Origin of the sequence: Pseudocolwellia sp. AS88 (assembly GCF_030551755.1) — a bacterium.
Lineage (GTDB): Bacteria > Pseudomonadota > Gammaproteobacteria > Enterobacterales > Alteromonadaceae > Pseudocolwellia.
Genome location: NZ_JAUPEC010000001.1, coordinates 196351 through 217617 on the forward strand (window position 1 = coordinate 196351; position 21267 = coordinate 217617).

Sequence of the window (21267 nt, forward strand, 5' to 3'; positions counted from 1 at the left end):
TACTAATACATACAACGAGTTAGTTAAGGAATTTATGATGGTTGATAAAAAATTAAGTGGTGCAGGTTTACGTGGTCAAAGTGCAGGCGAAACAAAGTTATGTACCGTAGGAAAGTCAGGTAGTGGTTTAACGTATTGCGGTTACGATGTGTCTGATTTAGCTGATAACGCAACCTTTGAAGAAGTTGCCTACCTTTTATTTAATGGTGAATTACCAAATCAAGAACAACTTGATGCTTATAAAGTTGAATTGAAAGCAATGCGTGATTTACCACAAGCTTTAAAAGAAGTTTTGCAGCGCATTCCTGCAGAAGCTCATCCAATGGATGTTATGCGCACAGGTGCCTCTTTTCTTGGTAACTTAGAGCCAGAAGTTGATTTTTCACAAGAACGTCAAGCAGCAAATCGCTTATTGTCAGCTTTCCCTGCCATCATGTGTTACTGGTATAAATACTCACACGACGGTATTGAGATTGACTGTATGACAGATGAAGATTCTTTAGGTGGCCATTTCTTACGTTTATTAAACCAAGAAGAGCCTTCAGAGCAGCATAAACGTGTGATGGACGTATCATTAATTTTATATGCAGAACATGAATTCAATGCATCTACTTTTACTGCACGTGTTTGTGCATCTACATTATCAGATATGTTTTCATGTATTACCGGCGCTATAGGTACTTTACGTGGTCCACTTCATGGTGGTGCTAACGAAGCGGCAATGGATATGATCCTTAAGTTCAAATCTCCAGCAGATGCTAAAGAGCAAATGGCAGGAATGTTAGAGCGTAAAGAAAAAATTATGGGATTTGGTCATGCTATCTACCGTACTTCTGATCCTCGTAATGTTGTGATCAAAGCATGGTCTGAAAAACTTGCCGCTGAAAATGGTGATACGTCTTTATACGATATTTCTGTGGCTTGTGAAGAGTTTATGTGGGACAGCAAAAAGCTATTTTGTAATGCTGATTTCTTCCACGCATCTACTTATAACTATATGGGAATCCCAACAAAACTATTTACACCAATTTTTGTGTGTTCACGATTAACAGGTTGGGCCGCTCATGTTATGGAACAGCGTGTAAACAACCGTATTATTCGTCCAAGTGCTGATTATACAGGTGCTGAACCGCGTAAGGTTAGTCCTATATCTGAAAGGTAATTTGACTAGTTATTTTTCATTGTTTCTTCGTTAGAATGTTTTCGCATAGGAAAACTATGTGTCCAATATTCTGCCTTGAATTAATAAAAAATTCCTGTGTCAATAACTCGAATATATTAATAAGGGAGCGTATTAAGTGAATAATTAACTTCACTTCTTCTCCCTTATAAAAGTGGAATAAATTATGAATTACGATTACCGCAAGCCTTTGCTTGGCTATAAAGTAAATGGCGTTAATATAGACTTCTTTGATACGCGTCAAGCGGTTGAAGAAATCACTCCAGGTAGCTATGCAAAATTACCTTATACCTCTCGCGTATTAGCTGAGCAGCTTGTACGTAAGTGTGATCCGGCAATGCTGAGCGACTCTTTAAAACAACTTATCGAGAGTAAACAAGAACTCGATTTTCCTTGGTATCCTGCTCGTGTAGTGTGTCATGATATTTTAGGACAAACTGCCTTAGTTGATTTAGCTGGCTTGCGTGATGCTATTGCTGAACAAGGTGGCGACCCTGCAAAAGTGAACCCTGTTGTACCTACACAATTAATTGTTGATCACTCGTTAGCTGTTGAGCATGGTGGTGATGATTCTGAAGCCTTTGATAAAAACCGGGCTATAGAAGATCGTCGTAATAAAGACCGTTTCAAATTTATTGAGTGGAGCAAGACCGCCTTTAAAAATGTTGATGTAATTCCTGCCGGTAACGGCATTATGCATCAAATCAATTTAGAAAAAATGTCTCCAGTTATTCAGTTACGCGATGGTGTTGCTTTTCCTGATACCTGTGTCGGCACAGACAGTCATACCCCTCACGTAGATGCTTTAGGTGTTATTGCTATAGGTGTTGGTGGTCTTGAAGCTGAAACTGTTATGTTAGGTCGTCCATCTATGATGCGTTTACCTAATATTGTTGGTGTAAAGTTAACAGGTAGAAGACAAGAGGGTATTACCGCTACTGATATCGTGTTAGCGATCACTGAGTTTTTACGTAATGCCAAAGTAGTTTCTGCTTATTTAGAGTTTTTTGGTGAAGGTACGAAAGATTTAACCATAGGTGATAGAGCAACCATTTCAAACATGACACCAGAATATGGTGCTTCTGCTGGTATGTTTTATATCGACCAGCAAACCATTGATTACTTAAATCTTACAGGGCGTGAAACTGAGCAGGTTGCGTTAGTTGAAACCTACGCTAAACACACAGGTTTATGGGCTGATGATTTAGTTGATGCTGAATATAAACGTGTACTTGAGTTTGACTTATCTAGTGTTTGTAGAAACATGGCTGGACCTTCAAATCCGCATCGTCGTTTAGCTACATCTACACTTACTTCTAGTGGGATAGCTAAAGAGCTTTCAGCTTGTAATGAACAAGAAAGCCAAGGTCAAATGCCAGATGGTGCTGTAATTATTGCGGCTATCACGAGTTGTACAAATACTTCTAATCCTCGCAATGTTGTCGCTGCTGGTCTAGTCGCTAAAAAAGCCAACGAGTTAGGCTTAATTCGTAAACCTTGGGTTAAGTCGTCATTTGCTCCAGGCTCTAAGGTGGCTAAACTTTACTTGGAAGAATCTGGTTTATTACCTGAAATGGAAAAACTAGGTTTTGGTATTGTCGGCTATGCTTGTACTACCTGTAATGGTATGTCGGGCGCACTTGATCCTGAAATACAAAAAGAAGTGATTGAACGTGACTTATATTCAACAGCTGTATTATCAGGTAATCGCAACTTTGACGGACGTATTCATCCTCACGCTAAGCAAGCTTTCTTAGCATCGCCACCATTAGTTGTGGCTTATGCTATTGCAGGAACTATACGTTTTGATATTGAAAGAGATATTTTAGGAACAGATAGCAAAGGTAATCAAATCACTCTAAAAGATATTTGGCCGTCAGATAAAGAAATAGATGACATAGTAAATACTTTTGTTAAACCTGAGCAGTTTAGAAAAATATACACACCTATGTTTGATTTAGGTGCATTCGAACCTGCTGAAAGTCCATTATATGATTGGGATCTTAAGAGTACTTATATCCGCCGTCCTCCCTACTGGAAAAAAGAGGGGGAAGGTGCTTTGGCGGGTAAACGTACCATGAAAGGCATGCGACCATTAGCTGTACTGGGTGACAATATCACAACAGATCATTTATCACCGTCTAATGCTATTCAACTCAATAGTGCATCAGGAGCCTATCTAAAAAAGATGGGGTTACCGGTAGAAGATTTTAACTCGTACGCAACACATCGTGGTGATCATGAAACGACACAACGCGCCACGTTTGCTAACCCTAAGTTGTTTAATGAAATGTGTCGTGATGATAAAGGTCAAGTAAAACAAGGCTCATTAGCTCGTATTGAACCTGAAGGTACTGAGTCTCGTATGTGGGAAGCTATTGAAACCTACATGGAGCGTAAACAGCCATTAATTATTATTGCTGGCGCTGATTACGGTCAAGGTTCATCACGCGATTGGGCTGCGAAAGGTGTTCGATTAGCGGGTGTTGAAGTAATCGTAGCACAAGGTTTTGAACGCATTCATCGTACTAATTTAGTTGGTATGGGCGTTTTACCGTTAGAGTTTATAAATGGTGAAACACGACAAACCTACAATATTGACGGTAGCGAAACATACGACGTAGTGGGATCGACTTCTCCAGGTGCATTGATGACTGTTGTAATGACACGTCAAAAAGGCGAGAACAGTGGTGAGGTTATTGAAATACCCGTGAAGTGCCGTTTAGATACAGCGGAAGAAGTTTCTGTATACGACGGTGGTGGGGTATTGCAAAAGTTTGCTACTGATTTCTTAAAGTCTAACGGCTGAGAGGTTAATTAAGCTTTGTTCGTTGTTGGAAGTGCTCATTGACGTTCGTCAACTCCGTGCTTCCACCTAAAACAAAACTTAATGTAACTCTCTTATACGCCAAACTTGATTTTATTTATATTAAAGCAGCAAATGGGTAAAACTAATTGCTGTTTTTTAGTTTAATAATGATTAATTAACTCTTAGAAAACCGCGAATAAAAAATGTGTATTCACAAGGCGAGTAAAGGAGCATAGATTTCTATGTGATGTTATTCAACGATGTTAAAGCGCATTTTAGCAAGCGGAAAATAAGTATGGAGATAAACATGTCCAATGTTCCTCAAGTGAAAATTCCTGCTGTGTATATGCGTGGCGGTACGTCCAAAGGTGTCTTTTTCAATTTAACCGATTTGCCTGAATCTTCTCAGGTACCTGGATCTGCTCGTGATAATTTATTATTGCGTGTTATTGGAAGCCCAGATCCTTATGGTAAACAAACCGATGGTATGGGGGGAGCAACATCAAGTACGAGTAAAACCGTGATTTTAGCGAAAAGTGATGTTGAAAATCACGATGTAGATTATTTGTTTGGTCAAGTGGCCATCGATAAAGCCTTTGTTGATTGGAGTGGTAACTGCGGAAACTTAACGGCAGCGGTTGGTTCATTTGCTATTTATTCCGGTTTAGTTGACCAAGATAGAATTCCAGAAAACGGTGTGTGCACTGTGCGCATTTGGCAAGCCAATATAAAGAAAACGATTATTGCTCAAGTACCAATCGTAAATGGTGAGGTGCAAGAAACGGGTGACTTCGAATTAGATGGTGTGACTTTCCCCGCAGCAGAAGTTCCTGTTGAATTTATTGAACCTGTTGACCCTTCAGAAGCTATGTTTCCAACTGGTAATGTTATTGATGAACTTGAAGTGCCTGATATTGGAACCTTTAAAGTGACTATGATAACTGCTGGCATTCCGACCATATTTTTAAATGCTGAAGATATTGGCTTTACAGGTACAGAGCTTCAAGATGATATTAATAATGACGATGAAGCTTTAGCTAAGTTTGAAAAGATCAGAGCTTATGGCGCATTAAAAATGGGGCTTATTAAAGAGCTTTCTGAAGCAGAAGCAAGACAACACACGCCTAAAGTCGCGTTTGTTGCACCCGCTAAAAGTTACCAAGCGTCAAGCGGTAAGCAAATCCAATCAAACGATATTGATTTAAATGTAAGAGCTCTTTCTATGGGTAAATTACATCATGCAATGATGGGAACTGCTGCTGTGGCTATAGGTTCCGCTTCCGCAATTCCTGGCACATTAGTTAATATTGCTGCTGGCGGAGGTGATTGTAAATCGATTACTTTTGGCCATCCATCGGGCACATTAAAAGTAGGTGCTGAAGCTAGTTTAGTGGATGGGAAATGGGCAGTAAATAAAGCAATAATGAGCCGAAGCGCACGTATATTAATGGAAGGGAATGTGCGAGTTCCAGGCGATTCTTTTGTATAAAAAACAATTATTTACACTTATGTAAACATTCCATTATTTCTATTTATAATGTTAAAAGAGGCTCTTAGCCTCTTTTAACTTCCTAGTTTATCTACATATCTTATTAAAACTTATAAATTTTTTAATATATTTCTCCTATTTCATTGTTAATCAAATAATTTCAACTACATTTATATTAAATACTTCTCAGGAAACTTAATATGAATCTATTTAAAACATTATCGGTATCAGCAAAGATTTATTTAATTCCAATAATAGGAACTATTTCATTTGTTATTTACTTAACGCTATCTACATTTAATGCCAATGATAATGTGGATATCCTTTCAGACGCTAAAAATGTTCAGTTTCCCGTAGTTCAATACTCTAAGGAAGTGTCAGTAGATATTGTCAAAATTTCGGAGCTTCTTAATGCTGCAGTTACAACAGGAGATGAAGATAATATTAATAATGCAGATGAGGTCGCGACAGTAATTAAAGTACTGATAGAGAAAATTGGCTCTACAGATGAACGTTTTATCAATACACAAAAAAAAATGCTTAGTGAGTTTAATGATTACTACGCTCAAGCAAAATCTCTTTCTGTAGGCATGCTTAATGAAACCGTTGATTATGAACAATTACCTGCATTAGGCAAAAACATGAATCAATCATTTGAACTCATTTTAGCTACAGTTAATGGCTTCAATTCTGAACAAGTACAAAAGTTTGAAGAAACCATTTTAGAAGCAAATCAGTCAGCTCAATCAATGGTTACTATTGGTTTTATTATGGGGATTACTACCATAGTTTTACTCTTCGGTACGGCAATTCCTATAGCCTCTGGTATTAAATCATCTATTAGTGAAGTTGTAACTTCCTTAAAAGATATAGCAGAGGGAGAGGGCGACTTAACGGTAAGATTAGTTGCTAAAACTGAAGATGAAGTTGGACAACTTGTTCACAGTTTTAATTTATTTATGGATAAATTACAAACAACCATCAAGCAGGTTGTTGATATAGCCTTACCATTATCAGAAATGGCTATATCCGTAAGTACTACCGCACTAGAAACCAATAAAATCACATTAGAGCAACAACAAGGAGCTTTACAAACAAAAGATGCTGTTGAAAACATGAATTTGAGTGTTCAAACGGTTGCCCACAGCGCTTCTTTAGCTTCATCTGCATCAACTGAAGCCTCAAGTATTTCTAAAGAAGGGGCCATTGTCGTAGAGCAAACAGTACAAACTATACATTCTTTAGCTAAAACAGTAGAAAACTCATCTGCGGTAATCGATAAGTTAGATGCAGATAGTAAGCAAGTTGGTGCAGTTTTAGACGTTATTAAAGGGATTGCAGACCAAACTAATTTATTAGCTTTAAATGCGGCAATTGAAGCAGCACGTGCTGGTGAACAAGGACGTGGCTTTGCGGTAGTTGCAGATGAAGTAAGAACACTAGCTTCAAGAACTCAAGATTCAACAACTGAAATTCAGAAAACCATTGAGCAACTTCAAATTGCAGCACGTTCTGCAGTAGAAGCAATGAGTAATGGAAGAAGTTTAGCTGAAAAAGGTGTTTCAGAAGTTAGTTTAGCAGGTGAATCTCTTGCTGCTATTACTTCTTCTGTTGAGCAGATTAATGCAATGACAACCGATATAGCGACAGCAACGAATGATCAGTCGACTGTAGCAACCGAAATTGTATCGCATGTTGATAATATAAGTATGACAACAAAAGTGACACACCAATCATCAGAAGAGCTAGCAGAGGTAAGTAGTAACTTAGCTGATTTAGCCAATAATCTCCAAATACTGACTAAAGGATTTAAAGTTTAACTAACTTAACGAGGTATAACATGAAACCAATGAAAAAATGTAAAGTTGCACTACTTATAGCAGGCGTCTGTTGCTCCATGTCATCCATGGCTGAAGTCAAATTTAATGGCTTTGCATCAATTAAAGCAGGCGTTTTATTTGACGATCCAACAGATCTGAATAGCAATGGTTTCATCGATGATGAAGAAATGATTTTAGGGGGATTTTACGACAAAGATTTGTCTTTTAAACCTGAAAGTGTTTTTGCATTACAAGTTTATTCTGATTTAGGTGAAGGTCTTTCTTTTACTGCACAATTATTTGCAGAAGGTAGAAGTGATTTTGATGTTGAAGCACGTTGGGTTTACCTATCATACGAACTTACTGATGAATGGAAAGTAAACGTTGGTCGTATGGTATTACCTATGTTTTACAAATCAGAGTCTGAAAAAATTGGTTATACAGTAACGGGTAACAGATTACCTCGCTCTGTATATGATGATTTCGATTTTGCTGTTGTTGAAGGTGTTAGACTTAATAATTCAACGGAAGTTGGAGACTGGACGATTAACTCTTCATTTGGTTACTATTCTTGGGAAGGTGATTTTGGTACAAGTAATGGCGACTTTAACACATCTTTCGACAACATAATTAGTGTGAGTGCAGAGTTTAACTATGATTGGTTAACATTATTTGCTGGTGGCTTTATTGCAGAAATTGACTTTAGTGAGCTTAATGAAGCTGTTATTTATCCAGGTATTGATGGCGGTGCTGCTGCGTTTGGTTTATCTGCAACAGAAACACAATCGTTAAAAGACACGGTTCAATTAAGTGGCGATGGACAGTACTATTATATTGGCGCATCAATTGATTATAATGACTGGTTAATGACTGCTGAGTACGCTGACTATGGTATTAAAGACACTGGTGATACCTTTAACGAAGTTTATTATGTAATGGCAGGTAAACGATTTAATGAGTATACAGTGCTATATACCTATGAAGAATATGATGAGCCAGAAGATCTTTCTTCGTTAAATGGTTTTTCAGTACCAGCTCAGGCTATAGGTACGGCTATTATCAACAATTTACTTACTAATAAGTTTACTACTCAAACAGTAAGTTTACGTTACGACTTCCATTCAAATGCAGCATTTAAAGTTGATGTATTTAATTCAAAACCAAATGGAAGTAATGAAAGTGTTTCTGGTATGTCGTTTGGTGTAGATTTAGTATTTTAAGAGGAGAAAAAAATGAGAAAACTTATAACATTAACCGCTTCTCTATTATTTTGTAGTTCTGTATTTGCAGGTGGAGTTGTTATCGTTCACCCATCAAATACAGCAAGTCTAGATAATAAGGCGATTTCAAAAATATTTTTAGGTAAAAGTAAAAAATTCTCAGATGGAAGTGAAGCTAAACCTTTAAATCTAGAATCAGGGGATACGAGTGCTGAATTTACTAAAGAGATTTTAGGTAAATCAGAAAGTCAATTGAAAGCCTATTGGTCTAAATTGCTCTTTACTGGTAAAGGGCAAGCGCCAGAGTCTTTAGCCAGTGATGCTGATATTATCGACATGGTAAGCAAAAATCCTAATATGATCGGATATGTTAGCGATTCAGCTAATGTAGATAGCGTAAAAGTTGTATCTAACTTTTAAAGTTACTAATTTGTTGTTATCAAAGCCGACATTTATGTCGGCTTTTTTTATCTCTTGGTAAATATAGATAAAATTCGGTAATTTACTTCGATATTCCTTTAAATTGAAACACTATACCTGTATGTTATGCGTTTTTTACCCATTCGATGTTTATTATGAACAAACTTGAAGAATATAGCCTTACACTAAAACAAATTGAGGCTATTATTAGTGATGAATCTGATATTATCGCCAATATGGCAAATATTAGCGCTTTATTATTTGAAAGTTTACACGATGTGAACTGGGTTGGTTTTTATCGAGTTATTTCAGAAGAACTTGTATTAGGACCATTTCAAGGTAAAGTTGCTTGTATACGTATTCCTTTTGATAAAGGTGTTTGCGGAGCGGCAGCAAAACAGAATAAAACTATGCGTATAGCTAATGTTCATGATTTTTCTGGACATATAGCTTGTGATTCAAATAGTAATTCAGAGATCGTAATTCCATTAGTTGTTAATGGAAAAGTAATAGCTGTGCTTGATATAGATAGCCCGTTATATGATCGATTTGATGAAAACGATCAAACTGGATTAGAAAACATAATAAATGTATTTGAAAATATCATCATCAAGCATGGCGTGTTAAACTAATGAAAGAAATTGTTGTTATTCATGATTATTTGGTGTCCGAAGCAGTAGTAGGGGACTGGGATGGTGATGAGGAACTCGTTGCTGAGCGTATTAATGAAATTTATCATTTAATATATGACTTAGCAGAAGAAGATATTGCACCAGAGGTTTTAGAAGGTTTATTAGCTTTGGTGTGGGATACTTGGATCGGGCAAGATTCTTTGCCTGAATTAGAAAGTGAAGATATTTATGACTGGTGCCGACATTTGTTGGAAAACCGTGAACAGTATCTAGAAAATTAGATTATTTGTGAAAAGTTGATTTATGGAAACTAAACGTACTAGTACTAAAGAAATTATTGCTTATTTAGCTGAGAAATTTCCGGCTTGTTTTTCTATTGAAGGACCAGCTAAACCATTAAAAATAGGTATATTTCAAGACTTAGCCGAAAAGCTAACTGATGATGAAACCGTTAGTAAGACACGTTTAAGACAAGCGCTTAGACATTACACAAGTAGTTGGAGATACTTGAAATCGGTTAAGGTTGGTAGCGTTCGTGTAGATATCGATGGTAACGAAGCTGCTGAGATTGATCAGGTACAAGCTGATTACGCGAGCAAAACGTTAAAAGAAAGCCAAGAAAAATTTGGTAACAATAAACCTAAAGAAAACAACACGAAAAAGCAGTATAAAGATCGTAAGCCAGCTAAAGATCAAAATGCTAAACCAGATCAAAAAGCTAAATTTAAGGCTGTTAAGTCAACCAAACGATCAAGTGTTAAGACAGAAGTTAAACTTCAACCAGTTTCAGCAGAGTCTATAATTGTAGGTAAGAAAGTAAAAGTACAATTAAGTAACTCTCCAATGAACGCTACTATTACCGAAGTATCAGGTAAAGATATTACCGTTCAACTTGATTCTGGAATGATTGTTAAAACTCAAGTTAAAAACATATTTACTGAATAATCGGAGTTTAATGCATGCTAAAGTTTTGTCGTGTCGCACTTGCTGTGTCTATTTCTTTATCAAGTTTACTTGTTAATGCAAATGAAAAAAAAGTAGAAGAGCTTTCTTTACCTATTTTGGCTCCAGAAGCGCAGCATGCAACGTCCAGTAAGCGGATAACGGCGCAATTTACGCGTGCACATTATAAGCAAGTTAAAATGGATGATGATCTGTCAATTCAAATCTTTGACAGGTACATCAAACAATTAGACTATGCTCGCAATGTATTTACCCAAGCCGATATAGACGGTTTTGCTAAATACAGACTCGATTTTGATACCGTGATTTCTCGCGGTAAATTAGAAACAGCTTACGAAATATATAATCTAAATCTTAAAAGACGATTAGAGCGTTATGAATATGCTTTAAGTCTATTAGAAAAACCTTTCGATTTTACCCTCGATGAATCATATTACTTTGATCGTGAAGATGCTCCTTGGCCTAAAGACAGAGCTGAATTAGATGAGTTATGGCGTTTAAAAGTAAAATATGATGCACTTAATCTAACCTTAGCGGGTAAAGAGTGGGAAAAGGTTTCTGAGGTTTTAGGTAAAAGATATAACTACGCTATAAAACGTTTAAAGCAAAGTGAAAGTGAAGATGTTTTTCAAATAGTAATGAACAGTTTTGCACGTGTTGTAGAGCCTCATACTTCTTATTTATCTCCTCGCAATGCTGAACGTTTCCAAATGGAAATGAATCTTTCTCTAGAAGGTATCGGTGCTGTTTTACGTGCAGAAGAAGATTACACAGTAATTCAAAGTGTTGTATCAGGTGGTCCTGCAGATAAATCTAATGAACTTAAACCTAAAGATAGAATTGTAGGTGTTGCTCAAGCAGATGAAGATTTTGAAGATGTTATCGGATGGCGTTTGGATGATGTAGTTGAATTAATCAAAGGCCCTAAAGGCACACAAGTTCGTTTACAAGTACTTAGTGGCGAAGCAGATGATGATGCTAGTGCAAAAATTGTTTCTATTATAAGAGATACAATTAAGTTAGAAGATAGAGCTGCTAAGTCTGAAGTTTATTATGAAACTCCAGGTGACGAAACAAGCAAAAAATTAGGTGTTATTAATATACCAAGTTTTTATAACAATCTTTCTCGTGACGTTAAAGTTGAATTAAAGAAACTTGAAGAAGAAAACGTAGAAGGCGTTATTGTTGATTTACGAGGTAATGGTGGTGGTTCTTTAACTGAATCTACTTTACTTACGGGGTTATTTATCGATAAAGGGCCTGTTTCTCAAGTACGCAATGGCGCAAATCGCATTGAAGTTAATAGCGACAGAGATGGAGTTAGCTACTATAAAGGGCCACTAACTGTAATGGTTGATCGATATAGTGCTTCGGCTTCTGAGATTTTTTCTGCTGCTATCCAAGATTATGGGCGCGGAGTTATTCTTGGTGAACATACTTTTGGTAAAGGTACTGTTCAGCAACACAGAGGTTTAGGTCGCGTTTACGATTTATATGAAAAACCTTTAGGTAGCATTCAATTTACTATTGCTAAGTTCTATCGAATTAATGGTGGAAGTACTCAACATCGTGGTGTTTTACCTGATATTTCTTTCCCTTCGGCAATAGACCCTGAAGATTGGGGTGAAAGTAAAGAAGAGAATGCATTGCCGTGGGATAAAATTCCTAAAGCTGAATACGCAAAAGTAAACGATCTCAATAATGATTTTGCTTATTTGCAATCGCTGCATGATGAACGTATTAAAGAAAATACCGAGTTTAATTATCTCCTTGATGATATTGAAACTTACAAAGCTGAAAAAGATGACAAAACAGTCTCTCTGAATTTAGCTATTCGTAAAGCTAAACGTGAAGAACGTAAAGCTAAACAATTGATTAGAGTAAATGAAAGATTAGTCAAATTAGGTAAAGAAAAAGTCAAATCATTAGATGATGATTTACCTGATGAATTAGATGAGCTTGATCCATTCTTAGATGAAGCGGCTAAAATCACATTTGACTTGGTTTCTTTAGGTAAAATGGCAAAAAAGTAGAATAAACTACTTATTAAAAAAACCGCTTATTAAGCGGTTTTTTTGTGAGCTTCACATAATAAATAACTCATAAATATTTAATCATTATAAGTGAATAGTTATTTTGCAAGTAGTTGTTTTTAAAGAGCTGCAGTCAATATTTTATTGATAAAAAACTTGCACTATCTTTTAATAGAGGGCATGTTATCAGCATAAAAAGTAATATGAATAATAATAAGGCACAATTTCTATGACTGAACAGTCAGAACATAAATCACCTAGTATGCTGGATGCGCTAATCCCTCTGATAGCTCTTATATTCATGCTTTCCGGCGCAGTATTTTATTTTGGTGATAATTCAACTGGTGGACCCAACCAAATAGCTCTGTTAATTGCGACAGGTATCGCTATTGTTATTGGACTAAAGAATAACTACAAATGGGCTGATATCGAAAAAGCCATGATAAATGGTATTTCCATATCGATGGGGGCTATTTTCATTCTTCTAGCTGTTGGTTCTCTCATTGGTACATGGATGCTCTCAGGTACTGTACCTAGTATGATTTATTATGGTTTAAAAATACTAGATCCAAGCTGGTTTTACGCTGCAACTTGTATTATCTGCTGTATCGTTGCATTGAGTATTGGTAGTTCTTGGACAACTGCAGCCACAATTGGTGTTGCCTTAATGGGAATATCAACAGGCTTACAGCTAGATCCAGCAATTACTGCCGGTGCTATAATTTCTGGAGCATATTGTGGTGATAAAATATCTCCGCTTTCAGAAACAACTAACTTAGCGCCAGTGGTTGCAGGCTCTGAATTATTTGCTCACATACGCTACATGATGTGGACCACTATTCCATCAATTACTATCAGCTTATTAATATTTACCTTTTTAGGTTTGTCAGCTGAGACGACTGTGACGCTAGAAGCTGTTGAAAAGATCAATAATCAATTAGATGCTAACTTCAATATTACTCCTCTAAACCTTATTCCAGTGTTTTTATTACTCGCCATGGCTATTAAAAAAGTACCTGCTTTTCCTGCCGTAGCTATTGGTGCCTTGTTTGGTGCAGTTTGGGCATTATTTTTTCAACCTGATTTAATTAAATCTTTAGCTGAAAATGGGCTAGATACATTAACGGCAAATATTACAGTAGTATGGGGCGCTTTGTTTGATGGCGTTGCTATTAATTCTGGTGATGCAGATTTAGACAGTTTATTGAGCGGTGGTGGCATGAAGAGCATGTTAAACATTGTTTGGTTAATTATGTGTGCTTTAATGTTTGGCGCTGTTTTAGAACACTTTGGCATGCTTAAAAAATTCGTTCAGGCTATATTAGGCTCTGTTAAATCTGTTGGCGGTTTAATCGCTAGTACAGTGGCAACATGTATTGGTACTAATTTAGTTACAGCAGACCAATATATTTCTATCGTAATGCCAGGTCGCATGTACAAAGAAGAATATAAAAGACGTAACTTAGATCCACTTGTATTGAGTCGAACTTTAGAAGATTCAGGTACTTTATCTTCACCACTCATTCCGTGGAATACTTGTGGTGCTTTCATGTTTGGTGTTTTAGCATTAACTAATTATGAATATATTTTTTATTGTTTCTTTAACTTTATTAATCCTGTTTTAGCTATTGCTTATGGTTACACAGGGTATAAAATTAAAAAGTTAGTAACTGAGTAAATAAGTTTATTAACTTTTTACCATTAAAGCCTGTTTTTACAGGCTTTTTTATTTAAATCTGTTAAACTTTTATAAAATATTTGAGTTGTTTGTTATTTGTTTATTTAACGTATAAATCTTCATCAAAAACGCAAACATCTTTTATATACTCTTTTCATCGAATTGTAGGAACCTCCATGACTGAATTTACAGCCCGTTATTTATCCGACTATAAAAAATCTGCATTTAATATTTCTACGATCGATTTAATCTTTCAATTGGATGATACCAAAACACTCGTAACCAACGTTATGTCTGTGAGTCGTGCAAGTCATGATGTTGAGCCGTTAATTTTACAAGGTGAAGAGTTAGAGCTTGTTTCAATTCGTGTGAATGGTCTGGCTTTATCTGCAGAGTCTTATGTTCAAACAGACACACAATTGGAAATAAATGTAGCAGATACAGAATTCGAGTTAGCCATAGAAACTCAAATAAACCCAGAGAAAAACACTTCTCTAGAAGGTTTATTCAAATCAGGTGGGGCTTTCTGTACACAATGTGAAGCCGAGGGCTTTAGACGAATTACCTATTATTTGGATCGTCCTGATGTTATGGCCATTTTCTCAACAAAAGTTATTGCTGACAAAGCAAGCTACCCATTTTTATTATCAAACGGTAATAAAGTGGAGTCGGGCGATTTAGCTGATGGATTTCATTATGCGAAATGGCAAGACCCATTCCCAAAACCTTGCTATTTATTTGCATTAGTTGCCGGAGATTTTGATTTATTAAGTGATACTTTTACAACATGTTCAGGCAGAAACGTTGTGCTTGAGATTTTTGTAGATAAAGGAAATTTATCTAAAGCTCATCACGCAATGGCGTCTTTAAAACATTCAATGAAATGGGATGAAGAAACCTTTGGTTTAGAATATGACTTAGATATTTATATGATAGTGGCTGTAGACTTTTTCAATATGGGGGCTATGGAAAATAAAGGCCTTAATGTTTTTAATAGTAAATTTGTATTGGCGGATGAAACTTCAGCTACAGATGTTGACTATTTTAATATTGAAGCTGTTATTGCACACGAATATTTTCATAACTGGACTGGTAACAGAGTTACATGTCGAGATTGGTTCCAGTTAAGTCTTAAAGAAGGGTTAACCGTATTTAGAGATCAGCAATTTAGTGCAGATATGACTTCGGCAAGTGTAACACGCATTCAAAACGTTCGAGTGTTAAGATCATTGCAATTCGCTGAAGATGCGGGGCCAATGGCACATCCTATTCGTCCAGAAAAAGTAATGGAAATGAATAACTTCTATACCTTAACTGTGTATGAAAAAGGTGCTGAAGTGATAAGAATGTTGCACACCTTGCTAGGTAAAGATAATTTTAGAAAAGGCATGGATCTTTACTTTGAACGCTTTGATGGTATGGCAGTGACTTGTGATGACTTTGTAAATGCGATGGCTGATGCATCAGGTATTTCTCTAGAGCAGTTTAAATTATGGTATGTGCAAACCGGTACGCCAATTCTTACTGTAACAGAAGACTATAACTCAAAAGATAAAACTTACACCATTCATATAACACAAAAAAATAGCCGCTTAGATCACGCTACGCATGCTTTACATGTGCCGGTGAATGTTGAGTTGATTTCAGCTCAAGCAAATATTGTTGCAAAAAGCCAAAGTCACTTAGTTGAATTAAAACAACTAGAACAAAGCTTTAGTTTTGAAGGTTTTGATGAAAAACCTGTACTCGCCTTTTTAGGTAATTTTAGTGCGCCAGTGAAAGTTAACTTTGAACAAGCTGATCATGATTTAGAAAACATTATGGTAAACGCTCAAGATGAATTCTGTCGTTGGGATGCTGGACAGCAACTATTAAAAAACTTTATTAAAAAATTATTAAATACCCCTTCAGAAACCTTATCTGCAAATGTTATTGCCTCTTTTGAGCACATTTTAACAAGTTCTATAGATCCGGCATTAAAAGCTGAACAATTAACTTTACCTACATTCGACGAGGTTGCTGACTCTATCGAAGAGGTAGATGCTGCTGCGTTAGTTGAGGCGATAAACAATATTAAACATCAGTTAGCTAATGGTTTAGCCGATACATTTAAAGCACTTTACACAGAGTTAAGTAGTGATGAGTTTTCAATTGATGGAGTGAGTATCGCTAAACGTTCATTGAAAAACGTTTGTTTATCTTATTTAGCGTTAATTCCAAGTGAAACTGATCTTATTAACAATCAATTTACAGTTTCAGATAATATGACGGATACACTTGCTGCACTTTCATGTAGTGCGGACAATAATATGCCAGAATTTGACACTCAAATGAAAGCATTTGAAACCCAGTGGAGCGATACAGTATTAGTGATGGATAAATGGTTTGTGTTGGCAGCCTCTTTAAAAAGTGATGATATTTTTGAGCGTTTACAAAACTTGTTAGCACATCCATTATTTAGCTTGAATAATCCAAACAGAGCGCGTTCGTTAATTGGTGCTTTTGCCGCTAAGAATCCAAAGTATTTCCATTGTTTGAGTGGTAAAGGTTACCAGTTTTTATCTGATCAAATCATTAAATTAAATGAAATCAATCCGCAAATTGCTTCACGCTTGATTACGCCTTTGATCCAATTTAAAGGTTTTGACCAAACCAGACAAAAATTGATGAGAGCAGAATTAGATAAGTTAAGTGCATTACCTAATTTATCTAAAGACTTAAAAGAAAAACTGGATGCAGCACTTAAATAAAAACCTACTATAATGAAATATTATTTCCACATTAATATATCGTACGATGAATTTTTACCTTATTACCAAGGCAAAGTTACAACTATCGTAGTAATGAGTACGGAAGGGCAACGTATACAGTTTCCAGCAATGCATATAAGAAAGTACTTACTGTCGACAGGTATAAAAGGACTTTTTTGTATGCACACTAAAAATAATAAGTTTTTATTGCTAGAAAAAATTCGTTGATTAGAGTTTCTGCTTTAAACGGTGGTCTGACCATCTCTGTCCTAGGTTTATCCTTTCCGAGTACAGACAAGCTACTGAAAGTAAGGCGCTAACAGTCAATGTAAGTCATGTTTTAAACAAGTGTTTTAAACGTTAGTTTTTAAGTGGTCTGATCTTCTTTATAAGTCACTAAAAACAAGAGGAATAATTAGGTTCCTTAACGCTTGATAGTTTTTTGAAATGATGCAATTATTGTTTTATCCCGTTTAAGGGAACATAACAATAAACGTATTATTATAATAAGTAAGCATTCTATTTTTAGATCTGGGGAGAACATAAATGAAAAATAGCTCTCGCGGTTGGGTTCAATTAAAACCTGTAGCTGCAAGTATAAGCATTGCTTTATTATCATTATCTGCACCATCGATACACGCCAAGAATTTTCAATTGGGTGATTTTGATATAAGTTTTGATTCAACATTCTCTGCTGGTGGTAGTTGGCGAGTTGAAAATCGAGATTGGAATGCGAGTATTGGTAAATCAAACAATATAAATAATGGTTTTGATTTTTCTAGTTACCACCCAAGCCTAAACGTTAATCCCGATGCAGCAACTGTTTGGAATGGCGCAGGTAATTATTCAACCAATAGTGATAATGGTGACTTAAACTTTGATTCTGGTGAAAGTTTCTCAAAAATTATCAAAGGTACTCACGATCTTGAAATTAGATATGAAAACATAGGGCTATTTGCTCGTGGTACATATTTCTATGATTTCGAGATGATGGACAGTGACAGAGCTTGGACTAACCCTTCTTCTAATACAGTAAATAATCCTTGTCGAGATGATGAGGCTCGCGATCAAGTGTGTCGTGATATTCGTTTATTAGATGCATTTGTTTATGGTGATTTTGACCTTGGTGAAATGCCATTATCTGTTCGTATTGGTCAACAAGTTATCAGCTGGGGGGAAAGTACTTTAATTTCTCATGGTATTAGTGAATTAAATCCAGTGGATATTGCACGCTTAAGAGCTCCAGGTTCAGAGCTGAAAGAAGCTTTTATTCCATTTGGTGCTGTTTGGGCCTCTATCGGTATTACCGATAATTTTGATGTTGAAATGTTCTATCAATACAGCTGGGAAAAAACAGTTCTTCCTGCACCAGGTAGTTATTTTTCTACTAATGATTTCGCTGGTGATGGCGGGCATTTCAATAACGTTCAATTAAACTTTGCTAGTAATCCTGATATGGATTTAGATTCATTAATTACTAATTTGAACATTTTAGGTGACACAATTCGCTCTGGAGCTATTACTGCAGAGCAGGGGGCAGCTGCATATTTAGGTGGTTTTCCTACTAAACTTACGCTTAGACAAGAAGATGCAGAAAATGACCCTGAAGATGGCGGTCAATATGGTTTGCGTTTGTCTTGGTATTTACCTGAGTTAAACGAAACTGAGGTTAGTTTATATTACATGAACTACCACAGTAGACGACCTGTATTCTCTGGAGTAACTGCTGACTTTTCACAAGTAGGTACAGATGTAGCAAAAATTGCATCAGGTGAGATAACTTACGAAAATTATACAGACTTAGCTTCTTTCTCTCGTGTTGAGATTGATTACGCTGAAGATATTCAGTTATACGCTTTTAGTTTCAATACTACAGTAGGTGAAACTTCAGTCGCAGGTGAAATAACTTACCGTCAAGATGAACCATTACAAATAGATGATGTTGAATTACTTTATTTAGCTATGCCACAACAATTAGCTAATGCGGGTATCCGACCTGATTTAGATGGTGTTTCGCAAATACCTAATGTAGGTCTAGGCGAAAGAGTTGATGGTTTTATATTATCAGACACTTTACAAGCCCAAATGACATTAACGCATTTATGGGGACCATCATTCGGTGCCAATCAATTCACCACTTTATTTGAAATTGGTGGTATTGATATCAGAGATATGCCGTCTCAAGATGTATTACGCTTGAATGGTCCTGGTACTGCAAGAAATGGTGGTATTGCCGTTAGTCCTGGTTTAGAGCTTGCTTTACAAGATGGCGTAGAAGCCAACCCTTTCCCAGATGATTTTGCGTGGGGTTATCGCGCAGTTGCAAAGCTTGATTACAGTAACGCATTTGCTGGAATTAACATTTCACCAAAAATTGTATTTTCTCATGATGTAGAAGGTATTACACCAGATCCATTGTTCCTGTTTATAGAAGATCGAAAGTCTGTAGCCTTAGGTGTTGCATTCGACTACCAAAGTCGTTGGACAGCTGATGTTAGCTATAACAGTTTCTTTGACGGTGTAGGCACTACTAACCAATTATCTGATCGAGATTACATCTCTTTCAGTGTTTCGTATTCAATTTAGGAGCTGTTTTGATGAGAAAATTCACAAAGACAACTATGATATCGTTAGCCGTTTCTCTAGTTTTAACTAGTGGTAGTGCGTTAGCAAAAATTACAGCTGAAGAAGCTAAAAAGTTAGGTAATGAATTAACCCCTATGGGGGCAGAACAAAAAGCCAATGCAGATGGTTCTATCCCTGAATGGACTGGTGGTATAACTAAAGCACCTGAAGGTTATGTGGTAGGACAACATCATGTGGATCCTTTTGCAGCAGATAAAAGTTTATTTACCATTACGTCTAAAAACTTAAATGATTACAAAGGTAATTTAACACCAGGTCAGATTAAGTTATTTGAAACGTATCCTGACACTTACTCTATGAATGTTTATCAAACTAGACGTTCAGCTTCGTTTCCAACACATGTTTATGATGCAGTTAAAGAAAATTCAACTCGCGCAGAACTTGTTGAAGAAGGTAATGGTATTACACAAGCATCAGTGGGTATTCCATTTCCAATTCCTGAAACGGGCTTAGAAGCTATTTGGAATCATATTCTTAGATATCGTGGTGAGCAAGTTAAGCGTGAAGGTGGGCAAGTATCACCAACAGCAAGCGGTGATTACACATATTTAGGTTTCGAAGAAAGTTTAATACTTCCATACAATGTACAAGGCGCTAAACCTGAAACATTGCAAGAAACTAATATTTTATTCAAGTTTAAGCAAAAAGTAACTGAACCGGCTCGTTTAGCGGGTACCGCGTTACTTGTACATGAAACGATGGATCAAATAAAAACGCCACGTCAAGCTTGGACTTACAATACAGGTCAACGTCGAGTACGAAGAGCTCCAAACGTTGCTTATGATACGCCAGGTACAGCTTCTGATGGTTTAAGAACAACAGATGATTTTGATATGTATAACGGTGCACCAGATCGATATACTTGGGAATTAAAAGGTAAACAAGAGTTATATATCCCATACAACGATTATCGTTTACATAGCAATGAGTTAAAGTACGAACAAATTTTACAACCGGGTCATATTAATCCACAATATGTACGATATGAAAAACATCGTGTATGGGTAGTAGAAGCTAAGCTTAAATCATCTACTCGACATACTTATAAAAAACGAGTGTTTTATATTGATGAAGATAGCTGGCAAGTTGCTGTAACTGATATTTATGATAATCGTGATGAGTTATATCGTGTTGGTGTAGCGCATGGATTAAATTACTATGAAGTTCCTACGCAATGGTCTACGCTTGAGGTCTTCCATGATTTGCAATCACGTCGTTATATCGCGATGGGATTAGACAATGAAGCAAACATGTATGATTTTAAAACTGAACAGAGTGATTCTGATTTCACTCCGTCAGCATTAAGAAGAGAAGGACGTCGTTAATCTTAATTACATGATGAAACGGCTGGCTTTTGCCAGCCGTTTTTGTTTGAAATAAAGGAGTTTTAACCTTCTATTTATATACTTAAATCTAACATTGTGAATGTTGTTAAAGTATTATTGTACTAAAACAGAGGTTTGGTGCTTTTTAAACCTTAAGGTCTTAAAGTAATATTTGTTACTTTAAATAAGTTTATAAATCAGATGAAAGACAAACATCCTTTAATATAAAATTAAATAATTTGGAGTTTTAATTTTTTATGCTACGTATTTTAATTATTTTATTCAGTTGTATTTGTATGGGT

General features: G+C 36.2%; 15 protein-coding genes. All 15 read left to right on the forward strand.

Features of this window, described 5'->3' with window-relative positions; all coding sequences use genetic code 11:
- The first annotated feature begins 37 nt into the window (after nucleotides 1-37).
- The 15 genes from prpC (at nucleotide 38) to Q5N69_RS00950 (ending at nucleotide 20965) form a co-directional block, all read left to right on the forward strand.
- Entirely contained in the window at nucleotides 38-1162 is a 1125-nt protein-coding gene (gene prpC / locus Q5N69_RS00880) for a 2-methylcitrate synthase (protein ID WP_304366735.1), read from the forward strand.
- 184 nt (nucleotides 1163-1346) lie between these two features.
- Complete coding sequence (gene acnD, locus Q5N69_RS00885) at nucleotides 1347-3989, forward strand: Fe/S-dependent 2-methylisocitrate dehydratase AcnD (protein WP_304366737.1); 2643 nt, start codon at nucleotides 1347-1349, stop codon at nucleotides 3987-3989.
- A 307-nt stretch (nucleotides 3990-4296) separates the two neighbouring features.
- Entirely contained in the window at nucleotides 4297-5478 is a 1182-nt protein-coding gene (gene prpF / locus Q5N69_RS00890; RefSeq protein ID WP_304366738.1) for a 2-methylaconitate cis-trans isomerase PrpF, read from the forward strand.
- A 200-nt stretch (nucleotides 5479-5678) separates the two neighbouring features.
- Nucleotides 5679-7298, forward strand: coding sequence for a methyl-accepting chemotaxis protein (locus tag Q5N69_RS00895; protein ID WP_304366740.1), 1620 nt, complete (start codon nucleotides 5679-5681; stop codon nucleotides 7296-7298).
- Between the two features lie 77 nt (nucleotides 7299-7375).
- Nucleotides 7376-8518, forward strand: a complete 1143-nt coding sequence (locus Q5N69_RS00900) for a hypothetical protein (RefSeq protein ID WP_304366742.1) — start codon at nucleotides 7376-7378, stop codon at nucleotides 8516-8518.
- A gap of 12 nt (nucleotides 8519-8530) precedes the next feature.
- On the forward strand, nucleotides 8531-8938 hold the full coding sequence (locus Q5N69_RS00905) for a phosphate ABC transporter substrate-binding protein (protein ID WP_304366744.1): 408 nt from the start codon (nucleotides 8531-8533) through the stop codon (nucleotides 8936-8938).
- A 155-nt stretch (nucleotides 8939-9093) separates the two neighbouring features.
- Nucleotides 9094-9570 (forward strand): GAF domain-containing protein, encoded by a 477-nt coding sequence (locus Q5N69_RS00910; protein WP_304366746.1) that lies wholly within the window; start codon nucleotides 9094-9096, stop codon nucleotides 9568-9570.
- 32 nt (nucleotides 9571-9602) lie between these two features.
- Entirely contained in the window at nucleotides 9603-9851 is a 249-nt protein-coding gene (locus tag Q5N69_RS00915; RefSeq protein ID WP_304366747.1) for a hypothetical protein, read from the forward strand.
- Between the two features lie 22 nt (nucleotides 9852-9873).
- On the forward strand, nucleotides 9874-10515 hold the full coding sequence (gene proQ, locus Q5N69_RS00920; protein WP_304366749.1) for an RNA chaperone ProQ: 642 nt from the start codon (nucleotides 9874-9876) through the stop codon (nucleotides 10513-10515).
- Nucleotides 10516-10529: 14 nt separating this feature from the next.
- Nucleotides 10530-12566: a carboxy terminal-processing peptidase gene (gene prc, locus Q5N69_RS00925; protein WP_304366751.1), complete on the forward strand. Its 2037-nt coding sequence runs from the start codon at nucleotides 10530-10532 to the stop codon at nucleotides 12564-12566.
- Nucleotides 12567-12795: 229 nt separating this feature from the next.
- A complete protein-coding gene (gene nhaC / locus Q5N69_RS00930; RefSeq protein ID WP_304366753.1) occupies nucleotides 12796-14244 on the forward strand; it encodes a Na+/H+ antiporter NhaC in 1449 nt (482 codons plus the stop codon).
- 176 nt (nucleotides 14245-14420) lie between these two features.
- Nucleotides 14421-16994, forward strand: coding sequence for an aminopeptidase N (pepN, locus tag Q5N69_RS00935; protein ID WP_304366755.1), 2574 nt, complete (start codon nucleotides 14421-14423; stop codon nucleotides 16992-16994).
- A gap of 12 nt (nucleotides 16995-17006) precedes the next feature.
- On the forward strand, nucleotides 17007-17222 hold the full coding sequence (locus Q5N69_RS00940) for a DUF2835 domain-containing protein (RefSeq protein ID WP_304366757.1): 216 nt from the start codon (nucleotides 17007-17009) through the stop codon (nucleotides 17220-17222).
- Between the two features lie 318 nt (nucleotides 17223-17540).
- The gene (locus tag Q5N69_RS00945) at nucleotides 17541-19580 is read left to right on the forward strand and encodes a DUF1302 domain-containing protein (protein WP_304366758.1); all 2040 of its coding nucleotides are present in this window, start codon (nucleotides 17541-17543) and stop codon (nucleotides 19578-19580) included.
- 11 nt (nucleotides 19581-19591) lie between these two features.
- Complete coding sequence (locus Q5N69_RS00950) at nucleotides 19592-20965, forward strand: DUF1329 domain-containing protein (RefSeq protein WP_304366760.1); 1374 nt, start codon at nucleotides 19592-19594, stop codon at nucleotides 20963-20965.
- The last annotated feature ends 302 nt before the right edge of the window (nucleotides 20966-21267 follow it).

Coding starts and splice junctions, on each gene's coding strand:
- prpC (WP_304366735.1), top strand. CDS start 38: ATGGTTGATAAAAAATTAAGTGGTGCAGGTTTACGTGGTCAAAGTGCA.
- acnD (WP_304366737.1), top strand. CDS start 1,347: ATGAATTACGATTACCGCAAGCCTTTGCTTGGCTATAAAGTAAATGGC.
- prpF (WP_304366738.1), top strand. CDS start 4,297: ATGTCCAATGTTCCTCAAGTGAAAATTCCTGCTGTGTATATGCGTGGC.
- Q5N69_RS00895 (WP_304366740.1), top strand. CDS start 5,679: ATGAATCTATTTAAAACATTATCGGTATCAGCAAAGATTTATTTAATT.
- Q5N69_RS00900 (WP_304366742.1), top strand. CDS start 7,376: ATGTCATCCATGGCTGAAGTCAAATTTAATGGCTTTGCATCAATTAAA.
- Q5N69_RS00905 (WP_304366744.1), top strand. CDS start 8,531: ATGAGAAAACTTATAACATTAACCGCTTCTCTATTATTTTGTAGTTCT.
- Q5N69_RS00910 (WP_304366746.1), top strand. CDS start 9,094: ATGAACAAACTTGAAGAATATAGCCTTACACTAAAACAAATTGAGGCT.
- proQ (WP_304366749.1), top strand. CDS start 9,874: ATGGAAACTAAACGTACTAGTACTAAAGAAATTATTGCTTATTTAGCT.
- prc (WP_304366751.1), top strand. CDS start 10,530: ATGCTAAAGTTTTGTCGTGTCGCACTTGCTGTGTCTATTTCTTTATCA.
- nhaC (WP_304366753.1), top strand. CDS start 12,796: ATGACTGAACAGTCAGAACATAAATCACCTAGTATGCTGGATGCGCTA.
- pepN (WP_304366755.1), top strand. CDS start 14,421: ATGACTGAATTTACAGCCCGTTATTTATCCGACTATAAAAAATCTGCA.
- Q5N69_RS00940 (WP_304366757.1), top strand. CDS start 17,007: ATGAAATATTATTTCCACATTAATATATCGTACGATGAATTTTTACCT.
- Q5N69_RS00945 (WP_304366758.1), top strand. CDS start 17,541: ATGAAAAATAGCTCTCGCGGTTGGGTTCAATTAAAACCTGTAGCTGCA.
- Q5N69_RS00950 (WP_304366760.1), top strand. CDS start 19,592: ATGAGAAAATTCACAAAGACAACTATGATATCGTTAGCCGTTTCTCTA.